This window comes from Ruegeria sp. YTSA064 (genome assembly GCF_059610325.1).
Genome location: NZ_JBXWNK010000001.1, coordinates 228,708 through 251,362 on the forward strand (window position 1 = coordinate 228,708; position 22,655 = coordinate 251,362).

General features: G+C 57.2%; 21 protein-coding genes. 8 read left to right on the top strand and 13 right to left on the bottom strand.

Going from position 1 to position 22,655, the window contains the following annotated elements; translation table 11 throughout:
* Window positions 1–120 precede the first annotated feature (120 nt).
* Window positions 121–1,287, top strand: coding sequence for a glutamine-hydrolyzing carbamoyl-phosphate synthase small subunit (gene carA / locus AC2FI7_RS01095; protein ID WP_010439331.1), 1,167 nt, complete (start codon window positions 121–123; stop codon window positions 1,285–1,287).
* Window positions 1,288–1,366: 79 nt separating this feature from the next.
* Window positions 1,367–3,271 carry a glycosyltransferase family 2 protein gene (locus AC2FI7_RS01100; RefSeq protein ID WP_496815559.1) on the top strand — a complete coding sequence of 635 codons (1,905 nt, stop codon included), beginning with the start codon at window positions 1,367–1,369 and terminating at the stop codon, window positions 3,269–3,271.
* Here the strand turns inward: AC2FI7_RS01100 and AC2FI7_RS01105 are convergent.
* Window positions 3,228–3,875 carry a GntR family transcriptional regulator gene (locus AC2FI7_RS01105; RefSeq protein WP_010439325.1) on the bottom strand — a complete coding sequence of 216 codons (648 nt, stop codon included), beginning with the start codon at window positions 3,873–3,875 and terminating at the stop codon, window positions 3,228–3,230. The two genes, AC2FI7_RS01100 and AC2FI7_RS01105, sit on opposite strands and share 44 nt — an antisense overlap.
* A 100-nt stretch (window positions 3,876–3,975) precedes the next feature.
* On the opposite strand from AC2FI7_RS01105, the gene AC2FI7_RS01110 reads away from it, so the two are divergent.
* From AC2FI7_RS01110 to AC2FI7_RS01120, 3 genes are all read left to right on the top strand, one after another.
* A complete protein-coding gene (locus tag AC2FI7_RS01110; protein WP_496815560.1) occupies window positions 3,976–4,620 on the top strand; it encodes a pyrimidine 5'-nucleotidase in 645 nt (214 codons plus the stop codon).
* 87 nt (window positions 4,621–4,707) lie between these two features.
* On the top strand, window positions 4,708–4,956 hold the full coding sequence (locus AC2FI7_RS01115) for a hypothetical protein (protein WP_010439320.1): 249 nt from the start codon (window positions 4,708–4,710) through the stop codon (window positions 4,954–4,956).
* 72 nt (window positions 4,957–5,028) lie between these two features.
* The gene (locus AC2FI7_RS01120; RefSeq protein ID WP_010439318.1) at window positions 5,029–6,225 is read left to right on the top strand and encodes a UbiH/UbiF family hydroxylase; all 1,197 of its coding nucleotides are present in this window, start codon (window positions 5,029–5,031) and stop codon (window positions 6,223–6,225) included.
* A 32-nt stretch (window positions 6,226–6,257) separates the two neighbouring features.
* Here the strand turns inward: AC2FI7_RS01120 and AC2FI7_RS01125 are convergent, their stop codons facing one another.
* Window positions 6,258–7,385 carry an aminotransferase class V-fold PLP-dependent enzyme gene (locus AC2FI7_RS01125; RefSeq protein WP_496815601.1) on the bottom strand — a complete coding sequence of 376 codons (1,128 nt, stop codon included), beginning with the start codon at window positions 7,383–7,385 and terminating at the stop codon, window positions 6,258–6,260.
* A 231-nt stretch (window positions 7,386–7,616) separates the two neighbouring features.
* Between AC2FI7_RS01125 and hutC the strand changes: the two genes are divergently transcribed.
* Window positions 7,617–8,318: a histidine utilization transcriptional repressor HutC gene (gene hutC / locus AC2FI7_RS01130; RefSeq protein ID WP_010439315.1), complete on the top strand. Its 702-nt coding sequence runs from the start codon at window positions 7,617–7,619 to the stop codon at window positions 8,316–8,318.
* Here the strand turns inward: hutC and AC2FI7_RS01135 are convergent.
* Both AC2FI7_RS01135 and AC2FI7_RS01140 read right to left on the bottom strand, forming a co-directional pair.
* Window positions 8,315–8,773 carry an Lrp/AsnC family transcriptional regulator gene (locus AC2FI7_RS01135; RefSeq protein ID WP_010439313.1) on the bottom strand — a complete coding sequence of 153 codons (459 nt, stop codon included), beginning with the start codon at window positions 8,771–8,773 and terminating at the stop codon, window positions 8,315–8,317. The two genes, hutC and AC2FI7_RS01135, sit on opposite strands and share 4 nt — an antisense overlap.
* Complete coding sequence (locus tag AC2FI7_RS01140) at window positions 8,770–9,225, bottom strand: Lrp/AsnC family transcriptional regulator (RefSeq protein ID WP_029621755.1); 456 nt, start codon at window positions 9,223–9,225, stop codon at window positions 8,770–8,772. The genes AC2FI7_RS01135 and AC2FI7_RS01140 overlap by 4 nt, the downstream gene beginning before the upstream one ends.
* Before the next feature lie 132 nt (window positions 9,226–9,357).
* On the opposite strand from AC2FI7_RS01140, the gene ilvC reads away from it, so the two are divergent.
* Window positions 9,358–10,380 carry a ketol-acid reductoisomerase gene (ilvC, locus tag AC2FI7_RS01145; protein ID WP_010439309.1) on the top strand — a complete coding sequence of 341 codons (1,023 nt, stop codon included), beginning with the start codon at window positions 9,358–9,360 and terminating at the stop codon, window positions 10,378–10,380.
* A 45-nt stretch (window positions 10,381–10,425) separates the two neighbouring features.
* Here the strand turns inward: ilvC and AC2FI7_RS01150 are convergent, their stop codons facing one another.
* A complete protein-coding gene (locus tag AC2FI7_RS01150) occupies window positions 10,426–10,881 on the bottom strand; it encodes an SRPBCC domain-containing protein (RefSeq protein ID WP_010439306.1) in 456 nt (151 codons plus the stop codon).
* Window positions 10,878–11,189 (bottom strand): ArsR/SmtB family transcription factor, encoded by a 312-nt coding sequence (locus AC2FI7_RS01155; protein ID WP_010439305.1) that lies wholly within the window; start codon window positions 11,187–11,189, stop codon window positions 10,878–10,880. The genes AC2FI7_RS01150 and AC2FI7_RS01155 overlap by 4 nt, the downstream gene beginning before the upstream one ends.
* Before the next feature lie 78 nt (window positions 11,190–11,267).
* Between AC2FI7_RS01155 and AC2FI7_RS01160 the strand changes: the two genes are divergently transcribed.
* Entirely contained in the window at window positions 11,268–12,170 is a 903-nt protein-coding gene (locus AC2FI7_RS01160) for a DMT family transporter (protein WP_010439303.1), read from the top strand.
* Here the strand turns inward: AC2FI7_RS01160 and glmM are convergent.
* The 7 genes from glmM to glyS form a co-directional block, all read right to left on the bottom strand.
* Complete coding sequence (gene glmM, locus AC2FI7_RS01165; protein WP_010439300.1) at window positions 12,167–13,510, bottom strand: phosphoglucosamine mutase; 1,344 nt, start codon at window positions 13,508–13,510, stop codon at window positions 12,167–12,169. The two genes, AC2FI7_RS01160 and glmM, sit on opposite strands and share 4 nt — an antisense overlap.
* A 32-nt stretch (window positions 13,511–13,542) precedes the next feature.
* Window positions 13,543–14,541, bottom strand: coding sequence for a dihydropteroate synthase (gene folP / locus AC2FI7_RS01170; protein ID WP_010439298.1), 999 nt, complete (start codon window positions 14,539–14,541; stop codon window positions 13,543–13,545).
* Window positions 14,538–15,458: a dihydroneopterin aldolase gene (locus AC2FI7_RS01175; RefSeq protein WP_010439296.1), complete on the bottom strand. Its 921-nt coding sequence runs from the start codon at window positions 15,456–15,458 to the stop codon at window positions 14,538–14,540. The genes folP and AC2FI7_RS01175 overlap by 4 nt, the downstream gene beginning before the upstream one ends.
* Window positions 15,459–15,562: 104 nt before the next feature.
* Complete coding sequence (locus AC2FI7_RS01180) at window positions 15,563–16,936, bottom strand: multicopper oxidase family protein (protein ID WP_010439294.1); 1,374 nt, start codon at window positions 16,934–16,936, stop codon at window positions 15,563–15,565.
* A 73-nt stretch (window positions 16,937–17,009) separates the two neighbouring features.
* Window positions 17,010–17,648, bottom strand: coding sequence for a cell wall hydrolase (locus AC2FI7_RS01185; protein WP_029621754.1), 639 nt, complete (start codon window positions 17,646–17,648; stop codon window positions 17,010–17,012).
* A 186-nt stretch (window positions 17,649–17,834) separates the two neighbouring features.
* Window positions 17,835–20,420: a putative PEP-binding protein gene (locus AC2FI7_RS01190; protein ID WP_010439288.1), complete on the bottom strand. Its 2,586-nt coding sequence runs from the start codon at window positions 20,418–20,420 to the stop codon at window positions 17,835–17,837.
* A gap of 12 nt (window positions 20,421–20,432) precedes the next feature.
* Window positions 20,433–22,652 (bottom strand): glycine--tRNA ligase subunit beta, encoded by a 2,220-nt coding sequence (glyS, locus tag AC2FI7_RS01195; RefSeq protein ID WP_496815561.1) that lies wholly within the window; start codon window positions 22,650–22,652, stop codon window positions 20,433–20,435.
* Window positions 22,653–22,655: the final 3 nt, after the last annotated feature.

Genomic DNA, 22,655 nt, shown 5'->3' on the forward strand with positions numbered 1-22,655 from the left:
CAGGGGCGATACTTTCCTAAGTTATTGATTTTAAACAATAGCATAAAATTTGAACAGGCTTGACCCGACGCGCTAACCCCCTTAGGTATGCGTCCGTTTACCTTGCAGGAGAGTCGCGCCATGGCCCAGAACGCCCCGTCCAAGCCCACCGCATGTCTGGCATTGGCCGATGGAACGCTGTTCTACGGTATTGGCTTTGGCGCCACCGGCCAGACGGTGGCCGAGCTGTGCTTCAACACCGCCATGACCGGCTATCAGGAAATCATGACAGACCCCTCCTACGCGGGCCAGATCGTGACATTTACCTTCCCGCATATCGGTAATGTTGGCGTGAACCCGGAGGATGACGAAACTGGCGATCCAGTTGCCGCGGGTATGGTGGTCAAATGGGACCCGACCGAGCCTTCAAACTGGCGCTCTGCCGAAGAGCTAAAAGCATGGCTGGCCCGTCGCGGCCGCATTGCGATTGGGGGCGTCGACACCCGCCGCCTGACCCGCGCTATCCGTCAGCAAGGTGCACCGCATGTAGCGCTCGCGCATGACCCCGAAGGTAACTTCGACATCGAAGCTTTGATCGCGGCTGCGCGCGGGTTTGCCGGACTTGAGGGCATGGATCTGGCTAAGGACGTTACCTGCGCACAAAGCTATCGTTGGGATGAGATGCGTTGGGCCTGGCCTGACGGCTATCAGCGCCAGGAAGCTCCGTCACATAAGGTTGTCGCTATCGACTATGGTGCCAAGCGGAACATCCTGCGCTGCCTGGCATCGGCAGGCTGTGACGTGACCGTATTGCCTGCGACCGCGACAGCAGCAGAAGTTCTTGCCCATAAGCCCGACGGTGTTTTCCTGTCCAACGGCCCGGGCGACCCGGCGGCCACTGGTGAATACGCCGTGCCGATGATCAAGGAAGTGTTGGAAACCACTAACCTGCCGGTCTTTGGCATCTGCCTTGGCCATCAGATGCTCGCGCTGGCTTTGGGCGGGCAGACCGTCAAGATGAACCACGGCCACCACGGCGCGAACCATCCCGTCAAGGATATGGAAACCGGCAAGGTCGAAATCACCTCGATGAACCACGGCTTTGCCGTAGACGCTCAATCCCTGCCCGATGGCGTGATCGAGACGCATCGTTCATTGTTTGACGGCTCAAACTGCGGCATCCGCATGACGGGTCGCCCAGTCTATTCGGTGCAACATCACCCCGAAGCCTCACCCGGACCACAAGACAGTTTCTACCTGTTCGAACGTTTCGCCGCTGCAATGGCCGATCAAAAAACACAGGCCTAAGTGCGATTTAGTCGAGTTAACTCGGCGTTAACCCTGTTTGAGCAACCCTGCCGTCTGTGAAGCGCGGCAGGGTATTCTTATGGTTGAACTGAATCTGAAACGCCAGATACCGGCGGAACCGGTTCCCGGCCTCCATTCACGCAAACCTCTTGGGGCCTGCCTGCGGGATCAAGGGGTGATATCAGAGGCTCAGCTCCAACAGGCGTTGCATTTACAAACCCGCCAGAATGCCCCGTTGGGGGAAATCCTTGTTGGTGAAGATTGGGCCAGTCGGGCCGAAGTTCTCTCTGCCCTGTCCGAACAAACAGGCTTGCAAATTGCCGATCTGGATCAAACTCCACCTCCCGAAGAGCTTTGCGCGCTGAAACCATTGGAGTTTTGGCTAACCCACAACGTTCTGCCTTGGATGCGAGTTGGACCAATTCTGCTAATTGCAACGGCGCGGCCTGACCGGTTCGATACGGTTTCAACTGCGTTAAGTGATACAGGCTATACGATCGTCCCGGTTCTAGCCGGGGCCGAACAGATTGATACCGCAATTGCGCGCCATTTTGCCGCCGATCTGACGGAGGCGGCTGAAACGCGCGTCGATTTGCAACAAAGCTGTCGCAACTGGTCGGCAACGGCTCGGGCCAGACCTATCACGTTGGTCGTTTTGCTAATCACTTTATGCAGCTTATTCCCAATGCTGGGTCTCACCGCTCTACTTTGGACAACGCTTGCGACATTGGCGTTGTTCCTCTTCCTTCGTGTCTCGGGGCTGATTGCCCATCTGACACTTCGAAACCCTCGTCTTGTCACAGCAGATCCGATCCGCCTGCCCTGTGTGTCGATACTGGTGCCGCTTTTTAAAGAAAAAGAAATTGCAGAAATCCTGATCGCCCGTCTGCGACGGTTGACTTACCCAAAGGCGCTGCTCGATATCATATTGGTGCTTGAAGAGCAGGATAGCGTCACCAAAGCCGCACTGAATAACATCGAGCTTCCCAGCTGGGTACGGGTACTTGAGGTGCCGAAGCGGGGTAAACTAACGACCAAGCCTCGTGCGATGAACTATGCGCTGGATTTCTGCCGTGGGGATATATTGGGTGTCTGGGATGCCGAAGACGCCCCGATGCCAGATCAGATCGAATCCGTTGTCCGGCATTTTGCGGCCGCGCCCGAAGATGTTGTCTGCCTGCAGGGCGTCCTGGACTATTATAACCCGCGCACCAACTGGCGGTCGCGGTGCTTTACCATCGAATACAGCGGTTGGTTTCGGGTGATTCTCAGCGGCATCGCCCGATTGGGCCTTGTGGTTCCGCTGGGTGGAACCACCTTCTTTTTTCGTCGAGACAAACTGGTCGAGCTGGGCGGATGGGATGCCCATAATGTTACTGAAGACGCAGATTTGGGCGTTCGTCTCTGCCGGGCTGGCTACAAGACTGAAATCGTCAGCACTGCCACCTATGAAGAGGCTAATTTTCGGGCCTGGCCCTGGGTCAAACAGCGCTCGCGCTGGCTAAAGGGATTCATGGTTACATATCTGGTCCATATGCGCGCGCCGTTAAGGTTGCTGCGCGATCTGGGACCGCTCCGTTTTCTGGGCTTTCAGGCCTTTTTTCTTGGAACGCTCGGGCAGTTTCTACTTGCCCCGGTGTTATGGGTATTCTGGCTGACATTTCTCGATCTGCCGCACCCCTTTCAGCACATCACAACACCTGACTTTCTGCGAAACTGCATTTACTTATTGCTCGCTGCAGAAGCTGCAAATCTTTTGGTTGGCATGCTGGGCGTCATCGCGGGCAACAGGCGCTTTCTGCTGCCCTGGGTTCCGATGATGGTCCTCTATTTTCCACTGGGTGTTCTGGCGGCCTATAAGGGCTTGTGGGAACTAGCGGTACGGCCATTCTTCTGGGACAAAACCCAGCACGGTCATGCGGTCGAGGAAAGCGAGGCTGCTATTTCTCGCGCCGGATCGCATCCTGTTTCAGCCGGGTCATGAACGCGACCGAGATATGGTCCTGCAGGGCTTGTTGGGCCCCTACCTCATCGCGGGCAGCAATCGCGTCAACGATGTTTTTGTGCTCATTCTGCGCGATTTCACCGCGCCCCTCAGCCGCAAGGGATGTAGTCGCCATCAACGCCATGGTCCTGTGCACCAGATCAAGCTGTTGCACCAGATAGCGATTGTGCGAGGCCAGATGGATCTGCTCGTGAAACCTGCGGTTGGCACGCGAAAGCGCAGACGAGTCATTCACCAGCGCATCATCGGCATCTACCATATCTTGAAGGACCCGGATTTCTTCTTCGGTCGCATGCTTGGCCGCCAGCCTTGCGGCGAGCCCCTCCAATTCGCGTCGCACGACATATAGTTCTGCCATCTGGTTGTGGTCCAGCGACGCCACGATCAGAGACCGCCCGTCCCGTTCCAGCAGCGATTGCGTCTCTAACCGCTGCAACGCTTCGCGGATCGGTGTACGCGAAACGCCAAAACGCTCGGCCAACTCGCTTTCCACCAACCGGTCGCCCGGCTTGTAGACGCCCACATCGATTGCTTCGAGTATCAGGCTATAGGCATCCGTATTGGACTGTTTGGATTGGGGCATCGGCTATTATGTCTCCTGGTTCGGACATGTCTAGCCGCCTCACGCCCCGGCAATCAAGTGCGGCATTGAAAACCGTCGTTCATCGCCCTAAACCCAAACCATGGTCAAACCTGCCTTTACTCACGTCACCCAATGGGTGTTCGACCTCGACAACACACTTTACCCACCGCATATGCGCCTGTTCGATCAGATTGAGGTGCTGATGACGGATTACGTGGTGCAAGCGATCGGCGTCGACCGACCCGAGGCCGATCGGCTCCGTTCGCACTACTGGCGTGAATACGGCACCACGCTTGCCGGCCTGATGTCCGAACACGATCTGGACCCAGATCCCTATCTGCACGCAGTGCATCAGGTGGATATGAGCCATATGGAGCCTGACGCGACATTGGCCGATCACATTCGTGCGCTGCCGGGCCGCCGCATCGTCTATACCAATGGGTCAGCGCCTTACGCACAGCGTGTTTTAGCTGCACGTGGGCTGGATGGGCTATTCGATGCGATCTACGGAATTGAGCATGCGGGCTATCGCCCAAAACCGCAAAAGGCTGCATTCCAAGCCATCTTTGCTCAGGACGGAATCGAAGCCACACAAGCAGCCATGTTCGAGGATGATCCACGCAACCTGGCAGCGCCGCATGAGATGGGAATGCGTACCGTTCACGTCGCCCCTGATCCACACCATGCAGATCACATTCACCATCACACGGACGATCTGACCGGATTTCTGGGCCGCCTGCGATAGGCTGTCACACTGCGACGATCTGTGCGTTTCGCAGTCGCAGCATCAGCCCCATATGCAGCTCAGCGACGAACAGAATTGGAGATCCCAATGACCGCGCTCGATATCCCAGCGCGCCCGCCTTTGTGGCAGCGCCTGTTGTTTGCAATCCCGCTTTTTGGCTGGATGGCCCGGGATGTGGCCAATGCCGAGGCCGAAGACCTGTACTACTCGGCCGCAGCACTCGTCAGTATGTGGGGGTGTTCCATCCTTCTGTTCGGCCTGCCTGGCCTTTACATCCCTGCACTGATGATGGTGCCGACGATGTTCCTTGTCCTGATTTTGATCTCTCGCGGATAAGGCACGAGACAGGATGTCACTTGGCACCCACCTCGCAACAGCACTAGTGTCTGCGGCAACGGAGACATATTCATGACCGACAGCTGTGACATCCTGATTTCTGGCGGTGGAATCGCCGGATTGACCGCCGCCGCCGCCTTTGGTGCTGCCGGGTTTGACGTGATTTGCCTCGACCCTTCACCACCGATCACAGAACGCGACGTGGATGGCTCGGATCTGCGCACTACTGCCTTTTTGCAGCCCGCCCATGGGTTGCTAGAGCAATGTGGACTTTGGGCGCGTTTGGATGCACATGCTGCCCCTCTGCAGATCATGCGCATTGTGGACGCAGGCGGTGATGTACCCGAACCCCGCGTGGTACGCGATTTCAACGCCGCTGATATCTCGGATCAACCGTTCGGCTGGAACCTGCCCAACTGGCTGCTGCGGCGTGAGATGGTGGCACGGCTGGGGGAATTGCCAAACGTCGATTTCCGACCCGGTTCTGCCACGATCAGCCTGTTCACCCGCACCAATGAAGCACGTGTTGGTCTGAGCGATGGCAGCCGCGTCCGCTGCAAACTTGTCATCGCCGCAGACGGACGAAACTCGCCGATGCGGGAAGCCGCCGGAATTAGCGTGCATACCACCCGCTACGGCCAGAAAGCTCTGGCCTTCGCCGTTACTCACCCAATCCCGCACGACAATGTTTCGACCGAAATCCATCGGTCCGGTGGGCCCTTCACCTTGGTCCCCCTGCCCGATTGGCAGGGTCAGCCGTCGTCTGCGATTGTCTGGATGGAACGCGGCCCACGCGCGGTCGAATTGCTGAACCTCGGAGCCGAGACATTCGAGGCTGCGATGACTGAACGCTCCTGCGGGCTGTTCGGACCGCTGAAACTCGCTTCGCGCAGGACAATCTGGCCAATCATCAGCCAGTCGGCGGAACGTCTTGCTGGTGAACGCATTGCCCTGATGGCCGAAGCCGCACACGTGGTCCCCCCTATCGGCGCGCAGGGACTGAACATGTCGCTCGGCGATCTTCGTAGTTTGATGGAACTAGCGCTGGCTCGGCCCGAAGGCTTGGGTGACGCGCAAATGCTGGATGCCTATCATAAGGCCCGCCATACTGAGATCGGACTGCGCGTCAAAGGTATCGATCTGCTGAACCGCGCCTCGATGATCGAGGCGCGACCGCTGCGTGATGCAAGGGCGATGGGGCTAAATGCGCTCTATTCCTTACCAACAGTGCGGAAGACGCTGATGCAAATGGGCCTCGGCGTCCGCTGATCCGTCAGGCGGGCTTCTGCCCGCGTTGCCGGTTACAATACCTGATCCAAAACGCGTGTCAGGCGCGAAATCGTGCCGTCGACATCATAAAGTTTGTCCAAGCCAAACAGCCCCAGACGGAATGTGCTGAACCCAGCCGGTTCATCACATTGAAGCGGCACACCTGCCGCGATCTGCATGCCCAAAGCCGCGAACTTCTTACCGTTTTGAATCTCGGGGTCGGCAGTGTAACTGACGACCACTCCGGGCGCGCCGAAACCTTCGGCTGCCACCGACATCACGCCTTTATCCTTCAGATAAGCCCGTACGCCATCCCCCAAAGCCCACTGCGCCGCACGCAACTTTTCGAATCCATACTCACGTGTTTCAAGCATGGTATCGCGAAAGGCACGCAGAGAATCCGTGGGCATCGTGGCGTGATAGGCATGGCCGCCATTTTCATAGGCCTGCATGATCTGTCGCCATTTCTTCAGATCAATCGCAAAACTGTCAGATGTGGTTTCGGTCAACCGTGCTTCGGCCCGCTCAGACAGCATGACAAGACCGGCACAGGGCGTCGCACTCCACCCCTTTTGCGGAGCCGAAATCAGCACATCCACACCGGTTGCCTTCATATCGACCCAAGCACAGCCCGACGCGATGCAATCCAGTACCATAAGCGCACCCACCTCATGCGCGGCGGTTGCCATTGCGTTTACATAGTCATCAGGCAAAATCACCCCAGCAGAGGTTTCGACATGCGGGGCAAAAACGACATCCGGGCGTTTCTCACGGATTGTCGCGACAACTTCTTCTATCGGAGCAGGTGCAAAGGGCGAAGGGCTGGCATTCCCGGTCTCTCGGGCTTTCAAAACCGTCGTCGAACCGGTCAATTCACCTGATTCTATGATCTGGCTCCAGCGATAGGAAAACCAGCCGTTGCGGACCACGAGAACATTTGCCCCGCGTGCAAATTGTCGCGCAACCGCCTCCATCCCGTACGTCCCGCCTCCAGGAACAATGGCGACACCTTCAGCGTTGTATACCTCGCGCAACATATCAGAGATATCGCGCATAACCTGTTGAAAGTTTGCAGACATATGGTTGAGCGAGCGATCAGTAAATACGACCGAGAATTCCTCAAGGCCATTGGGATCAACGGTTCCGAGTAATGCAGGCATCATGCGTCCTTTCCTATCGCCACTTGTTTCTGCCTGTTCCTTGCCTCGGGGTAAAGCTTCAATGCGCCAAGATTGGTTGACCTTAAGTAACCCGCAACCTTAAGTTTTACTTTGAGATTTAACATGCAACAATTAGCAGAAATGACGCCAACTAGTGTCACCATCTCTTTACACCCTGACGTGTTTCTGACCAGATACACTCACTTTGAACAAGAATGGATTTTTTAGCTCGTGACTGCGCAAAAGCGGATCAATTTTCAGGTCGTCCGGGACGAAGTTAAACGGCGGATTGAATCACGTATTTGGCCACAGGGCTCACTTCTGCCCACCGAAACCCAACTTGCGGAAGAGTTCAATTGCGCCCGCGCTACAGTCAACCGGGCGTTGCGAGAACTTGCAGAACAGGGCTTTGTCGAGCGTAAACGCAAAAGCGGGACGCGGGTTAAGAAAGAGCCGCGCAAACAAGCCAAACTTGAGATTTCACTGGCACGTCAGGCAGTTGAGAATCAGAACTCAGCCTATCGCTACGCACTGGTGGAACGTAGGGTGGTCTACAGCCCCGGCTGGCTGACCTCTCAATTGAATGTCGAGCCGGATGCGCGTGTCTTGCATGTGATTTGTATGCACTATGCTGACAATCGTCCCTTCCAGCTTGAAGAGCGCTGGATCAATATTGAAGCCGTTCCCGAGGTTGAACACGCCGATCTGAACAAAAGCGGCCCTCATGAATGGTTGCTGAACGCAGCACCTTTTACCGAAGCTGAGATCGCCTTTTGCGCCATCTCTGCCGATGGGCGCTTAGCTGATTTCATGGGCACCACGACTGGGACATCGATGATCCAGCTCGAGCGGACCACATGGAAAAACGGCCGCCCCATGACTTTTGCCCGCATGACCCATCATCCCGGATTTCGAATCCGCTCAAAGTACTAACCAATCGGTCCTGGAAGGCGCTCTTCGCTTAGCAATACGTTGGCCTCGACTTCCCCGGCCCCGGGCAGAGTCATAACGCGTCTCCGCAAGACTCTCTCGAAATCAGCCAGGTCCCGCGCCACAACCCGCAAGCGATAATCGTAAAGCCCTAGCACATGCTCGACTGTCTGCACTTCTGGAATGGCACTGACGGCGCGTTCAAAATCCTCAAGGCTAACCTGACCTTTTCGCGCTAGTTTCACGCCCAAAAACACCGTTACCCCGAACCCGAGCGCTTCGGCGTTCAGCCGCAATCGTCGACCTTTGATCACACCCGCATCTTCCAGACGCTTAATTCGGCGCCAGGTGGCGGGCTGAGACAACCCGAACTTGCGCCCCAATGCACCGGCGCTTTGGGTGGCATCCTGCCTCAAAGCGCGCAAAATCCTTCGATCGATTTCGTCCAATTCGATCATATCGGCAATGCCTCATCCTGTTTGACTCGAGCAATGTGCATCAAGGCCTCAATATCTGCGATATGCGGCAGTGTCAGGATGCGATCCCGATAGACCTGTTGGTAATGGCTCATGTCCTGTGCCAGCACTGAAAGGCGCACATCGACGCGCCCCAGAAAGGTCTGAAGTTCGATCACCTCGCCCACTTCACGGGCAGCTTCGGTAAATTCATCAAAGGCCCGTGCCTGCGTCTTGTCCAAGGTCACGCGCAGCGACACTTCTACCGCATATCCCAGAGCGGTCCAATCAATTACTGCCTCCTGCCCTTCGATGATACCCGCCGCCTGCATCTTTTCGATTCGCCGCCCGCAAACTCCCTGCGTGCTGCGGCAACGTTCGGCCAGTTCCGCACCGGACAAACTCGGCTCGGCCTGCAGATGGCGTAATATTCGGCGATCCAGATCATCTAACATGAAATTTACAAGAATAGCATTTTTCAAGAATAGACAAGGCATTTATTCTTGATTTTCCAAGGATAGAGCCATCGCTATCCATGGAAATACAAAGTAAAAACCACCGCAATCGAAACAGAAAGGACCGGCAAAATGCGCGTCTATTACGATCGCGATTGCGACATCAACCTGATCAAAGACAAGAAAGTGGCCATCCTGGGCTACGGCTCGCAAGGTCACGCCCACGCTCTGAACCTACGTGACTCGGGCGCCAAGAACCTTGTCGTAGCGCTGCGCGAAGGTTCGCCTTCAGCGAAGAAAGCCGAAGCGGAAGGTTTGGAAGTGATGGACATCGCTGAAGCCGCCGTTTGGTGCGACGTCATCATGTTCACCATGCCCGACGAACTGCAGGCCGAGACGTACAAGAAATACGTGCATGACAATATCAAGCCGGGCGCCGCGATTGCGTTTGCCCACGGCCTGAACGTGCACTTCGGCTTGATCGAGCCGAAAGAAGGTGTCGACGTCATCATGATGGCCCCTAAAGGCCCCGGCCACACTGTGCGCGGTGAATACACCAAAGGCGGCGGTGTTCCTTGCCTCGTCGCGGTCGACAACGATGCGACCGGCAAAGCGCTGGAAATCGGCCTGTCCTATTGCTCAGCCATCGGTGGCGGGCGTTCGGGCATCATCGAAACCAACTTCCGCGAAGAATGCGAAACCGACCTGTTCGGCGAACAAGCCGTTCTGTGCGGTGGTCTGGTAGAGCTGATCCGCTGCGGCTTTGAAACGCTGGTCGAAGCTGGCTACGCGCCCGAGATGGCCTATTTCGAGTGTCTGCACGAGGTGAAGCTGATCGTGGACCTGATCTATGAAGGCGGCATCGCCAACATGGATTACTCGATCTCGAACACGGCCGAATACGGCCAGTACGTCACCGGCCCGCGTATCCTGAAATACGACGAGACCAAAGCACGAATGAAAGAGGTTCTGAACGACATCCAGCAGGGCAAATTCGTTCGTGACTTCATGCTGGAAAACGCCGTTGGTCAGCCGACCATCAAAGCGGCCCGCCGCGCCAATGACGAGCACATGATCGAAGAAACCGGTGCCAAACTGCGTGGTATGATGCCTTGGATCTCGGCCGGTAAAATGGTCGACAAAGAAAAGAACTAGGCCTGACGTCTGTTAGTGAAAGGGCGGCCCATGTGGCCGCCCTTTTCATTTGCCCACCGCATCGGCAAAACAGGTCGCAAGTACATAATCCCAGCCACTGTTATAGCCATCTCGCTTGGTTTGTGCCTCAGCGGCCCAGACCTCCCAACCAGAATGGGTCAACGTAACTTTGGTTTGTCCCTGCCCATGATCCTCGAACTTCACCTCGACGCGGGTCTGTTTGTCTGGATCAGTGCCCGGATGCCAGCTCATAGCAAAGTGGCGACCGACCTCATAATCCAGAACCTCCCCCCATTTGGCCCGTGCGCCATCATGCATCACTTCATAGACCGCGCCGCCAACTTCAGTTTCAATCACGACACCCAAAGCCGCCTTGCCAGCTCCGGCAGATACCGCGTGCCGGTTCAGTGGCCACCATGATGCCGTGCGCTTGACGAATATGTCGAAAGCCTGTTGTGGCGCTGCATTTACAACTACAGTTTTGATGATTGGATCCGTCATATGTCCTGCCCCCCTTCATTTACCTCAATTGCAAAGCTTTCCAGAACATCAGACCAGTAGCGCTCTAACCACGCCCGCATTTCATTCAGCCCGCCGGGCCGCGCCGCATAAATCCGTCGGGTGCCTTCAGCGCGGCATTCGACCAAACCGGCGTCGGAAAGCACTTTCAGATGCTGGGATACCGCAGGGCGACTAACGGGCAATTCACCTGCCAGTTCACCTACTGCACGGGGCTTGTCAGCTACCGCTTCGAACACCTGCCGGCGGGTCGGATCACCTAACGCATAGAACGTATCATGGTAAGTCATGACTAACGGTAAGTAAATACTTACAAAAAGTCAAGATCGCATCGTGACACCGACCTGATCGCAGGATAAGGGGATGGAATGGTTCAACAACCCGACCACCGCGACTGGAGCGGCATCGCAGCGCTCGGTCTCATCTGGGGGGCCACTTTCATGGTCGTGGCCATAGCTCTTGAAGGCTATGGCCCCATTACTGTGGCCACCGCGCGCACAACTCTGGGCGCGGTCACACTGCTGATGTTGATGCGGATCACACGGCGCAAAATGCCCGCGATGAGTGCTCAACTTTGGTGGTTCGTCACTGTTATCGGAGTGCTTTCTACTGCCCTGCCCTTTGTGTTGCTGAGTTGGGGCCAGCAATATGTGCCATCGGCATTTGCGGGCCTGTCGATGGCCGCGGTTCCGCTCATGGTGCTGCCATTGGCACATTTCTTTTCGGATGAGCCTATGTACGTGCGCCGCTTGGTTGGGGTATCGCTGGGATTTTCCGGTGCGCTTGTTCTGATCGGCCCCGGCCTGGCACAGCTGGGCCAAGGGGCCGAGCCACTGGCCCAGCTTGCCTGTATCGGCGCGGCATTCTGCTATGCCAGTTCATCCGTTATTACACGCCGTTGTCCGCCAATTGACCCGATAACGTTGTCTGCACTGACACTGGTCGTTGGCGCAGTGATCTTATTGCCGATCATGCTGATGACTGAAGGAACACCCACATGGCAAGGCACACGCTCAGGACTTGCCATCATAATTCTGGGGCTGATACCAACAGCCTTCGCCACACTGCTTCGCGTTTCGATCATCCGTAGCGCCGGATCGGTTTTTATGACCTTGGTGAATTATCAGGTGCCCATCTGGTCAATGGTATTCGGAGCGTGGATTCTGTCCGAGGCTTTGCCTCTGCGCTTCTACATCGCTCTACTCATGATTCTGACCGGTTTGGCGATCAGCCAATGGTTCAGCCTGCGTAAAATGCTGATCGGGCGTTAGCCTGTGGCGGCCTCGACCTCGGCCACGATCCCATCAACAACCTGGTTCAGCAGGGCGGAATCTTCGCATTCAGCCATAACCCGGATCAAAGGTTCGGTTCCTGATTTGCGGATCAACAGGCGTCCCTGACCATTCAGGCGTGCTTCGGCGTCGGAAATAGCACTTTGGACGCTGGCGGCCTCAAGCGGCGCCTGACCGGCACCAAAACGCACATTTTTCAGCAGTTGCGGCACCGTCTCAAACTGGCGCGACAGTTCCGAGGCCTTCTTTCCGGTCTGTACCATCTCGGCCAGAAAATGGAGCCCTGCCATAAGCCCGTCGCCGGTTGTGGCATAATCGCTCATAACAATATGGCCCGATTGTTCGCCGCCCAGATTGAAGCCACCTTCGCGCATCCGTTCGACTACATACCGGTCACCAACGGCAGTGCGTTCCAACCGCAGCCCTTGCCCCGCCAGATACCGTTCCAGCCCGAGGTTTGACATCACCGTTGCCACCAGCGCACCGCCTTTGAGCTGGTCGGCGCGGGACCAGGATGACGCCAATAGAGCCATCAGCTGGTCCCCATCAGCTACGGTCCCGGTTTCGTCGATCACAACCACCCGGTCGGCGTCACCGTCCAGACAGATCCCCACATCCGCTCCATGCGACACCACCGTCTCAGCCGCTACGCGCGGCTGTGTCGAGCCGCAATCGAGGTTGATATTCTTGCCGTCAGGTGCAGTCCCAACCGGGATCACATCCGCACCCAGCTCCCACAGAACCTCGGGCGCTGTCCGATGCGCCGCCCCATTTGCGCAGTCGATCACGACCTTCAGCCCGCCCAGCCGCAGATCGCGCGGCAACGAGGATTTCACCCGCTCTCCGTAACGAAAGCGCGCATCATCGACCCGACGCGCACGGCCGATGTTCTGTGCCTGCGCGGGGCTTACGCCTTCTTCGATCAGCCGTTCGATATCAATCTCTGCCTGATCAGACAATTTGAAGCCATCTGGCCCAAAAAACTTGATACCATTGTCGATCGCCGGGTTGTGGCTGGCCGAGATCATCACGCCCAAATCTGCACGCATCGAACGAGTCATCAACCCGACTGCGGGCGTCGGCACCGGCCCCAGCAACAGCACATTCATGCCCGTAGAGGTCAGGCCCGCCGTCAACGCGTTTTCCAGCATATAGCCAGACAGCCTTGTGTCCTTACCAATGACCACCCGATGCACGCCTGACGCATCCCGGCGAAAATACCGACCCACAGCAGCACCGATACGCAATGCCATTTCCGCCGTCATCGGGTGCGTGTTGGCGGTGCCCCGCACTCCGTCGGTTCCAAACAGCTTGCGCATAAGTCGTTCTCCTGAAATTCCTTGTGTCCGGATTACCGGACGGCGGCCCATAGACGCAAGGCCTGAGCCGTCTCGGCCACGTCATGTACCCGCACAATCTGCACGCCCTGTGATATTCCCGCCAGAGCAACCGCGATTGATCCCGGCGCGCGGGCATCCTTGCGCGACTCTTTGCCGATCTCGCCAATGAACCCTTTGCGCGAAACGCCTAACAGGATTGGGCAGCCCAACCCGTGGAACAGGCTGAGATTACGCAAAAGGGTTAGGTTGTGATCTGTGTTTTTGCCAAACCCGATGCCGGGATCGACGATAATCAGATCGCGGTTCAGGCCCTGCCCTACCAATTCAGTGATTTGCCCATCTAGGAAATCGTAAACGTCCAATAAAACGTCGTCATATTGCGGGTCATCCTGCATCGTGGCCGGATCACCCTGCATATGCATTACGCAGACCGGAGCCTCGATCTGTGCGCAAAATGGCGCAAGTTGCGGGTCGAAAGTGAACCCCGACACGTCATTGATCAGCCCTGCGCCTGCCTGATACGCGGCTCTGGCAACGCTGGCTTTACGAGTATCGATCGAGATCAACGCATCGGTTTCGGAGCGGATCGCCTCGATCAGGGGGCGCGTACGCGCAATTTCTTCGTCCTCCGGCACGAAATCAGCTCCGGGGCGTGTGGACTCGCCGCCGATGTCCAGAATGCTTGCACCATGCGCCACCATCTCGACTGCAGCGGTGCGCGCTGTGTCAACCGAGTTATGCACCCCTCCATCCGAGAAGCTATCGGGCGTTGCGTTCAGAATGCCCATGATCTGAGGCTGCGCCATATCAAGCCCGGCGACTGTTGTACGCGCGCGCGTCAACGAATCCAGATATTCCGGAGGAATATCAACGACATTCACGATCTTCCTGACGTTGTTCCGCTCGATCTTTTCGGCCTGCGTAAACCACAGATTCTGACCGGCCAGAGGTACTGAACCCTGAGGACGCAAGGAGCCGTGCTGAACCAATGGTCGATAATAGACAGTCACAGTTGCGCCTGTTCGACCGGAACTGCACGCAACGGCGTTTTAGGGGCCTCGGGCAGGTCTCCGCCGATCACCAGCATTTCGCTGGCTTCAAATGTTGCCGCGAACCACGCAGCCAGCGCCACTGCATCCGACGGTGCCGCAGACGGGCCATCTACCGCATCCAACACTACTTTCGACGGTGCCCAAACGCATATCTGACCGTTTTTCATCGCCCAATCCAACTCGGTCCGTGTCGAGACGACTACGCAACGGAAATCCCTTGCGGCCAACACCCAGGCGTTCTGCTCGATCGCCAGCAGATCAATCCTGCGTTGCGTCATGGCATGGCCGGTCTGCGGCACCGCCAGATCAGAGGCACCAACACACAAGATCAGCGGGCGCTGACGGTTCTCGAGCTGATCGATCCAGCCAGTCAGGTTTTCGGATTCAATCGCGGCATTTGACAGGAAAACAAGCCGCGGATGAGGCCGCTCTTCTTCGGTCACGTCGTGATGCACCGCATCCTTTCCGCGGACGATCTCGACCCCCAGCGCACCGGGGCCGCGATCCAATTTTTCAATTCGAACAAAGGCTCTTACGGCCTGAGGCTCATGCAAAATTCGCTCAGCCACGCGGTCAGCCAGTGTTTCTAGAAGATTCAACCGCTCAGCCGCCAATTCGAACGCGATCGCTTCGGTTACTCTGTCATAAGACAGAATGCGATCCACATCATCATCAATAGGATCGCTCAACGGACGCACTTCAACGACGATGTTGAAACAGATACGTTGGGTTGTGCCGCGTTCAGCCTGAAAGGCACCGATCTCAACTTCGACAATGTGATCCCGCAAAGAAATACGATCCAAAGGACCGCGAGGTGCGGTTGCCTCGGACCGCTCAGAGGGATGCGCGAAGGCAAGGCGGATTTCAGAGCTCATACGTCGGACCTTTTCGGGCTCGGTGGACTGATCACAGCCCACTTTAGGCGTTTCGCGGGCGTATAGCACCGTAACATGCGCCTTTCCAGCTATCGATTGCGGCGTTACATGACCCGAAACCAGCTCATCATTCCCGATGCCGCATGGCCTAGCATGTGACAATGCAACAGCCAGTTACCTGGATTGTCGGCGACAAGCGCCACCTGCCGCACCTGCCCACGCTCGACCAGAACAGTGTCACGCCACGGCCCCAGCGTACCATCCTGCAAGATTATGCGAAAATGGTGGCCATGCAGATGCATGGCATGTGGAAATGCCGTTTCATTTGCAAATTCAATCCGATGAACCGATCCCAATCGCACATCCAGAAACGGATCATCCGGCCGCTCTGCATATCCGTTCAATGCCCAGAATCGCCCAAGCTGTGCCAACTCACGACCTGAAAGCTCCGCATCGCCCAAGTTGGCGCTTTCCAACCAGCGCATTGCCCCACCTTGCATCGTCATACGATGCAGCGGAGTGTTCTGCAGTGTAATTTCGGGCATCTGATTTACCGGTAGCGGATCAATTTCAGTCCGCGCAACACGTGATGAAACTCCTGACACATCAAACTTGAGCAATCCGTATGCGCCGTCCCGCTCCACGCTGACAATGCTCGCCGCCTGGCCCGAGTTCGCCAAAACATCAACGATCAGGTCAGCCCGCTGCGCGGGTGCCAATGGGAAACTGTTTTCAACCCGCAATGGAACCTCAAGCGGCATACCGTCAAGCGCCACGATCCAGCCGGCGAGCCCGTCGAGCGTGACGTCGAATACCCGGGCATTCGCCGCATTGATCAGCCGTAAGCGTAATCGTTCAGACGTCTGTACCGGATAAGAAGGGTCAAACTTTCCGTTCACCGTTATAAGGTTGCCCAGCCGACCCGCATGGCTCAGATCATGACCATTGTCGAACTCGCCTGAAATCTCTGCGCTTTCGGGGTCAAGGCGCCAATCGTCCAGCATCAGGCTCAGGTCCTGATCAACATCGGGTCCGCTGGCCTCTTCGACGATCAAAGGGCCATAAAGCCCTCGCGCGACCTGTTCCATAGATTGATTATGCGCGTGGTACCAATAGGTCCCCGCATCCGGCACCTCGAAATCATAGTCAAAACTAGCCTTCGGCTGCACGACCTCCTGCGTCAGACCGGGCACTCCATCCATCGCATTGTCAATCCGGACGCCATGCCAGTGAACAGTCGTTGGTTGGGGCAGCATGTTAACAAGCTTGCGACGCACTCGGGCGCCCTGTGGAACACGGATTTCGCTACCCGGAACACCACCGCCGTAACTCCAGATCGGTGTTTCCGGATACCCTTGGGGCGCGATCTGCTGCATGGAAGTCTGTGCCACCAACTCGGAGGCCGATGCCATCGCCACGCGTGGCATCATCGACAAGGCCAAGGTCGATTGCAGAAACTGTCGGCGTGATATGGTCATTACGAGCCTCCTGGCTCGCAACATAGTCGGTAAAACGCCTGTAGCCAGCACCTTTCCAGCGCTGGTGCGTCAATCAGTTGCTGGCAGTGCGATAGTTGTGCTTGTAGAAAATATGCACACCAATCCGCGCAGTTTCCTTGTAAACCCGTGACCAGGACGGGCGAACTGCCTTCGTGTGATAGTGTGTGGCACCCGCTGTCATCTCTTCAGCAACGCCATCAATCGCCGCACGGGCAACCTTGGCGACACGCTCGTAAGCACGCTTTTCGTGGATGACCTCTTTGTGGCCATCGCAGGTGTAAGTAAACTGGCACTGATACTTCTTGCCGGTTCCCTGCTTGATCACACCACAAAGCGAATTCGGAAAGCGTCCGCTTTCGACGCGGTTCATGATCACTTCGGCTACGGCAAATTGCCCGCGTACGCTTTCACCACGGGCTTCGAAATACAGCGCCTCTGCAAGACAACGGAAATGTTCATCTCCGTTTGCGTTGGGCTGCTGATCCAACCAACCTTTGGTGTAAGAGATTTCAACCTTTTCCGGTGCCTTACGCGGCTTGAACAGCGTAAGATAGTCGCGAAAGTTCTGCGCTGGCAGCTCGTTACGGGCAACCAGTTCAACAGGTTTTTCGTCGTTCTGCCGTTCGGCGAACAACAAACTTGGCAGCACGGCTGCGGCCCCCACGGCGACAGCCATTATGTAGCGTCTCATCAGATAACCTCGCACAGGCACAAACGCGCCATACCCTCCCCCGGCGGGCGCGACGAGGCTCATACCCCACTTCGAGGCAGACGTCCAGTTTTCAAATAAATGCAAGTAAAAAATCGCCTACGCCACCGATTTTCATCGACAGCGGGGCAATTACTTCGCCACTATTTCTAGGTAGTGGACAGTTAGTCAACCCCCAAGTTTGGACGAAATCGCCAGTTGAGCGGCAGACAGCCTAGCGACCGGAACTCGGAAGGGAGAGCAGGACACGTAGTCAAACCCCAGAGCTCGGCAGATGGCGATTGATTCGGGGTTACCACCATGTTCACCACATACTGAAAGCGTAACGTCTGGCTGAGCCTCCCGACCACGTTCGGCCCCAAGCTTCAGCAATTCGCCAACCCCGTCCCCATCAAGAACGTGAAATGGATCTTCATTGAAGACCCCCAAATTCACATAAGCCGACATGAACCGCCCCGCATCGTCGCGCGACAATCCATAGGTCATCTGAGTCAAATCGTTGGTTCCAAAGCTGAGAAAGGCGGAATGCGGGGCAATCTCATTCGCGCGCAGACAGGCCCGGGGCGTTTCCACCATCACGCCCAACCGATAATCGAATTCCTGCCCTTGCTCCGTGGCAACCTCGGCCGCGACCGTATCGATCCGGGTTTTAACCAGCTCAACCTCGCGCTTGGCCGAAACTAGTGGGATCATCACCTCGGGCACCACGGGTGCGCCTTCCTTGCTGGCCTCCAACGTTGCTTCGAAGATCGCGCGCGCCTGCATGTCGTAGATTTCGGGTACAGTCACGCCCAAACGTACGCCACGCAGCCCCAGCATGGGGTTGTATTCGCTCATCGCCTCGACCCGACGCTCGACATCAGAAACGGGCAGGTCCAGCGCCTCGGCCAGTTCTCTCTGTCCACTACGGGTTGTGGGCAGGAATTCATGCAATGGCGGATCGAACAGGCGGATGCAAACCGGCTGCCCCTCCATGATACGAAACAGCTGTACAAAATCCTGCCGCTGCATCGGCAGCAGGCGTTCCAGCACCGCAGCACGCCCCGAGGGCGTTTGCGCAAAAATCATCTCGCGCATCACGGTCAGACGACCCGGATCAAAGAACATGTGCTCCGTCCGGCAAAGCCCGATCCCTTCTGCTTGAAAATTCCGCGCAGTCTGTGCATCGGCAGGCGTATCGGCATTCGCGCGGATCGCAATGTCCCGCTCGGCGTCGGCCCACCCCATCAAGGTTTGAAAGCAATCATCCAGCGCTGCCTCAAGCATTTCCGGCTGGCCTGCCAGAACCTGCCCGGACGTGCCGTCGATGGTCAGAATGTCACCTGTTTTGAACACCCGCCCATCCGGAGCGTTCAGCAGCTTTTTCTTGGTTTGAAACCGCATCTCGGACGCGCCGACAATACAAGGCAGTCCCAAACCTCGGCCGATCACCGCCGCATGGCTGGTAATCCCACCCTTTTCGGTCAACACCGCAACCGAGGCATGCATTCCCCGCACATCCTCGGGCGAAGTTTCACGGCGCACAAGAATACAAGGTTCACCCCGTGCAGCGCTGGCCTGCGCTTCGGCTGCGGTAAATACAATCCGACCTGTCGCAGCGCCCGGGCTTGCGGCGATGGCCGTGGCCAGAACATCACGTTCAGCGTCTGGGTGAACCTGACGGTGCAGCAGTTCATTCAGCGAGTGCGGGTCGATGCGCATCACAGCCTCTTGCGGCGGGATGATCCCGTCCTCGGCCAAACGCACCGCAATCCGCATGCCTGCGCGCGATCCGCGTGGCACCCGGACACCATCCAGAATATGTACCTGCCCGTTCTGAACGACAAACTCGACTTGCATCTCTTCGCGCAGCTTCTCTCGCATCAAGGCAGCATTGGCCTTGAGATCTGCGAAAGCTTCGGGAGCCACATCTTCCAGTGATGGTCCGCGCTCATCCTTCTCAAGATACAGCGCAGCAACGCCTTCGCCGAGCGCATCGCGCCCCTGGCTCTGGCTCAGATACCGCCCAGTGATCTGAGGCATGCCCGTTGCCGGATCAATCAGTTGCAGCACGCCCGATCCACATTCGCCTTGCCCCACGCCCGGGATCATTTCCTGAATCACCAGTCCAAGCCCGGCATCTGCGGGTGCCCCTTTGGCCTGTCGCAGCAACCGGGCCGAGGTTCCATCCCACGCCCGCGCCATCGACCGCAAGACACCGATCAACTGCTCACCCCGATCCTGAGGGAAGACCTCGTCGGTTTCATCTTCATACGCGCGCAGATACAAGCTCAGCCCTTCGCGACCATCCGTCTCGATATCATCGAATACATCCGGGTCCAGACGGGCCACATGCAGCGCGTAGCTCTGCACGAACCGAAGATAGAGCGCCGCCGCCGCTTCTGCGCCCATATCCGCCGATCGATCGAGATAACGCGCATCATTCATACCGATGTTCAGCACTGCGCCCGGGCCACCCCAATCTGGGTCTTCTGAACTAGGCCGTACACACAGCAGCGCCTCGGCATCGAATTGTTCCAGAATGGCGGCGATGTCAGGCACCTGACCTTCCGCGATGCGCTGCACCGCGTCAAAAGACAGCGCCACCGTGCGCGGCACCGGCATGTCCAGTCGGACCAGACGTTGCAGGCACTTCGCCCGGCCGCCATGGGTATTGGCGGCAACGGGCGCTTTAGGAGTGATAAGCGTGGTATGCGGATTATTCTGCACTGCGGCACCTTTTGGTTTGCCCGCAGCATAAGGCCCTGCGCCCATGGCGCAAGGGCGTTATCCTTCGATCCGGGTCAGATCAGCCACGCTGGAGCAGACCTTGCGGATCTGGCTCAGCAGGTTCAGACGGTTGCGGCGCAGGATGTCATTTTCGGTGTTGACCTGCACATCCTCAAAGAACGCATCCACAGGCTTGCGCAGTTCGGCCATGGCTGCCATCGCTGCCGGGAAATCCTCGGCCTTCAGCGCGGGATCGATCTTGGCCTCTGCCGCATCAAGTACTGCAAACAGCGCCTTTTCGCTGTCGGTCTCAGCAAATTTCACATCCGCGCCGTAGGAGTATTCCACCCCATCCTTCTCTTCCGCCTGAGACAAGATATTGTTGGCCCGCTTGAACCCCTGCACGAGGTTCTCTCCATCCTCGGTCGCAATCACCGCGTTCAGAGCACGCGCACGTTTGACCAACAGGTTGAGGTCGTCATTCCCCTCCATCGCGATACAGGCGTCGATGACATCATGGCGGATGCCTTCGTCTCGGAGGAAGACTTTGAGCCGGTCGTGGAAGAAAGAAAGGAGATCGTCAGACGCGTCAGGAACCTTTTTCTCAAGCTCAAGAAATGCTGTTGCGGGCAGTCCTTCAAGCTTTTCTTTGACTGTCTGGTATGACGCACCAAAGACACCATGTTCTGCGATTTCTTCCAAGAGATCGCGGACATTCGTTTCGGGCAAGGCGTCATTGATAGCGCTTTCTGCTCGAACAAGTTGGCTATCGAAGAAACGGTCCAACCGAAGGCGTAGATTGTTATTCACAATTAGTCGAATTACCCCTAACGCCGAACGACGCAACGCAAACGGATCTTTCGAGCCAGTCGGCTTCTCATCAATCGCCCAGAATCCGGTCAGCGTGTCCAACTTGTCGGCCAGCGCCACGGCCACCGAAAGCGGAGCGGTTGGCACGTCATCCGACGGCCCCAGCGGCGAGTAATGCTCTTGCGCCACAGCCGCGACGGCAGCGTCCTCGCCAGCCGCTTCGATGTAATACCGCCCCATAAGCCCCTGAAGTTCAGGGAATTCATAGACCATTTCGGAGTTCAGATCAGCCTTGGCCAAACGCGCGGCTTTCTCAGCCTGATCGGCATCCGCCCCGATCACCGGGGCGAGTTCGCGGGCCAGTGCGGCGATGCGGTCGATCCGCTCGGCCTGTGTACCCAGCTTGTTTTGGAAGGTCACATTCTCCAGCGCGCGGGTCCATTGGGCGATGTCCGACTTGGCAACGCGCAGATCGTTCTCCCAAAAGAATTTCGCATCGGCCAGACGGGCTGAAAGCACTTTCTGGTTCCCTGCCAGAATGGTCGCACCATTGTCGGCGGTTTCACGGTTGGCGACGGTAATGAAGCGTTCGATCCGGCCCGTCTTGGGGTTTTTCACGGAAAAGAACTTCTGATGCTCTTTCATCGAGGTCTGCAGCACCTCGGGCGGCAGCTCAAGAAACTCCTCATCAATCTGCCCCATCAGTACAACGGGCCATTCGACCAGACCGGCCACCTCGGCGAGCAGACCCTTGTCATCAACCACTTCCAGACCTGCGGCAAAGGCCATGTTCTGAGCGTCGTTCCAGATATGCTCGGCACGTTCCTCGGGCGACAGAACCACAAAGGCGCGTTTCAGCTTGGCGGCATAATCCTCGAACGAGGTCACAGAAAACCGGTTCGGGGCCATGAAACGGTGGCCCTCAGTCGTGTCACCGGATGTGATCCCCTCGACCTCAAGCGGCACGACCTGCACGCCTGCCTCATCTGTCAGGATACACAGGATCGAGTGCAAAGGCCGTACCCACCGCATCGATCCAGCCCCCCAGCGCATCGATTTAGGCCAGGGAAAGTTTCGAATGGTAGCTTCCAAAACCTCGGCGATGATTTCAGCGGCCGGGCGGCCCGCCTTTTCGATGGTGGCGAAATAGACTGCGCCTTTGGGCGTGTCGCGCTCTTCCAACTGATCTCGGGTCAGACCAGCGCCGCGCAGAAAACCTTCAATGGCTTTGTCAGGCGCGCCGACCTTGGGGCCTTTGCGCTCTTCGCGGATCGTAGGGCTTTCCGCAAGCAGGCCCTCAATAGCCAGCGTCAGGCGACGCGGCGTCGTCAGTGCAGCGGCAGAGGCATAGGTCAAACCAGCCTCGACCAAACCGTCCGTGATCCGTTTTTTCAGATCCTCACCGGCGCGGGCTTGCATCCGCGCGGGGATCTCTTCGGAGAACAGTTCGATCAGCAGGTCGGGCATAGT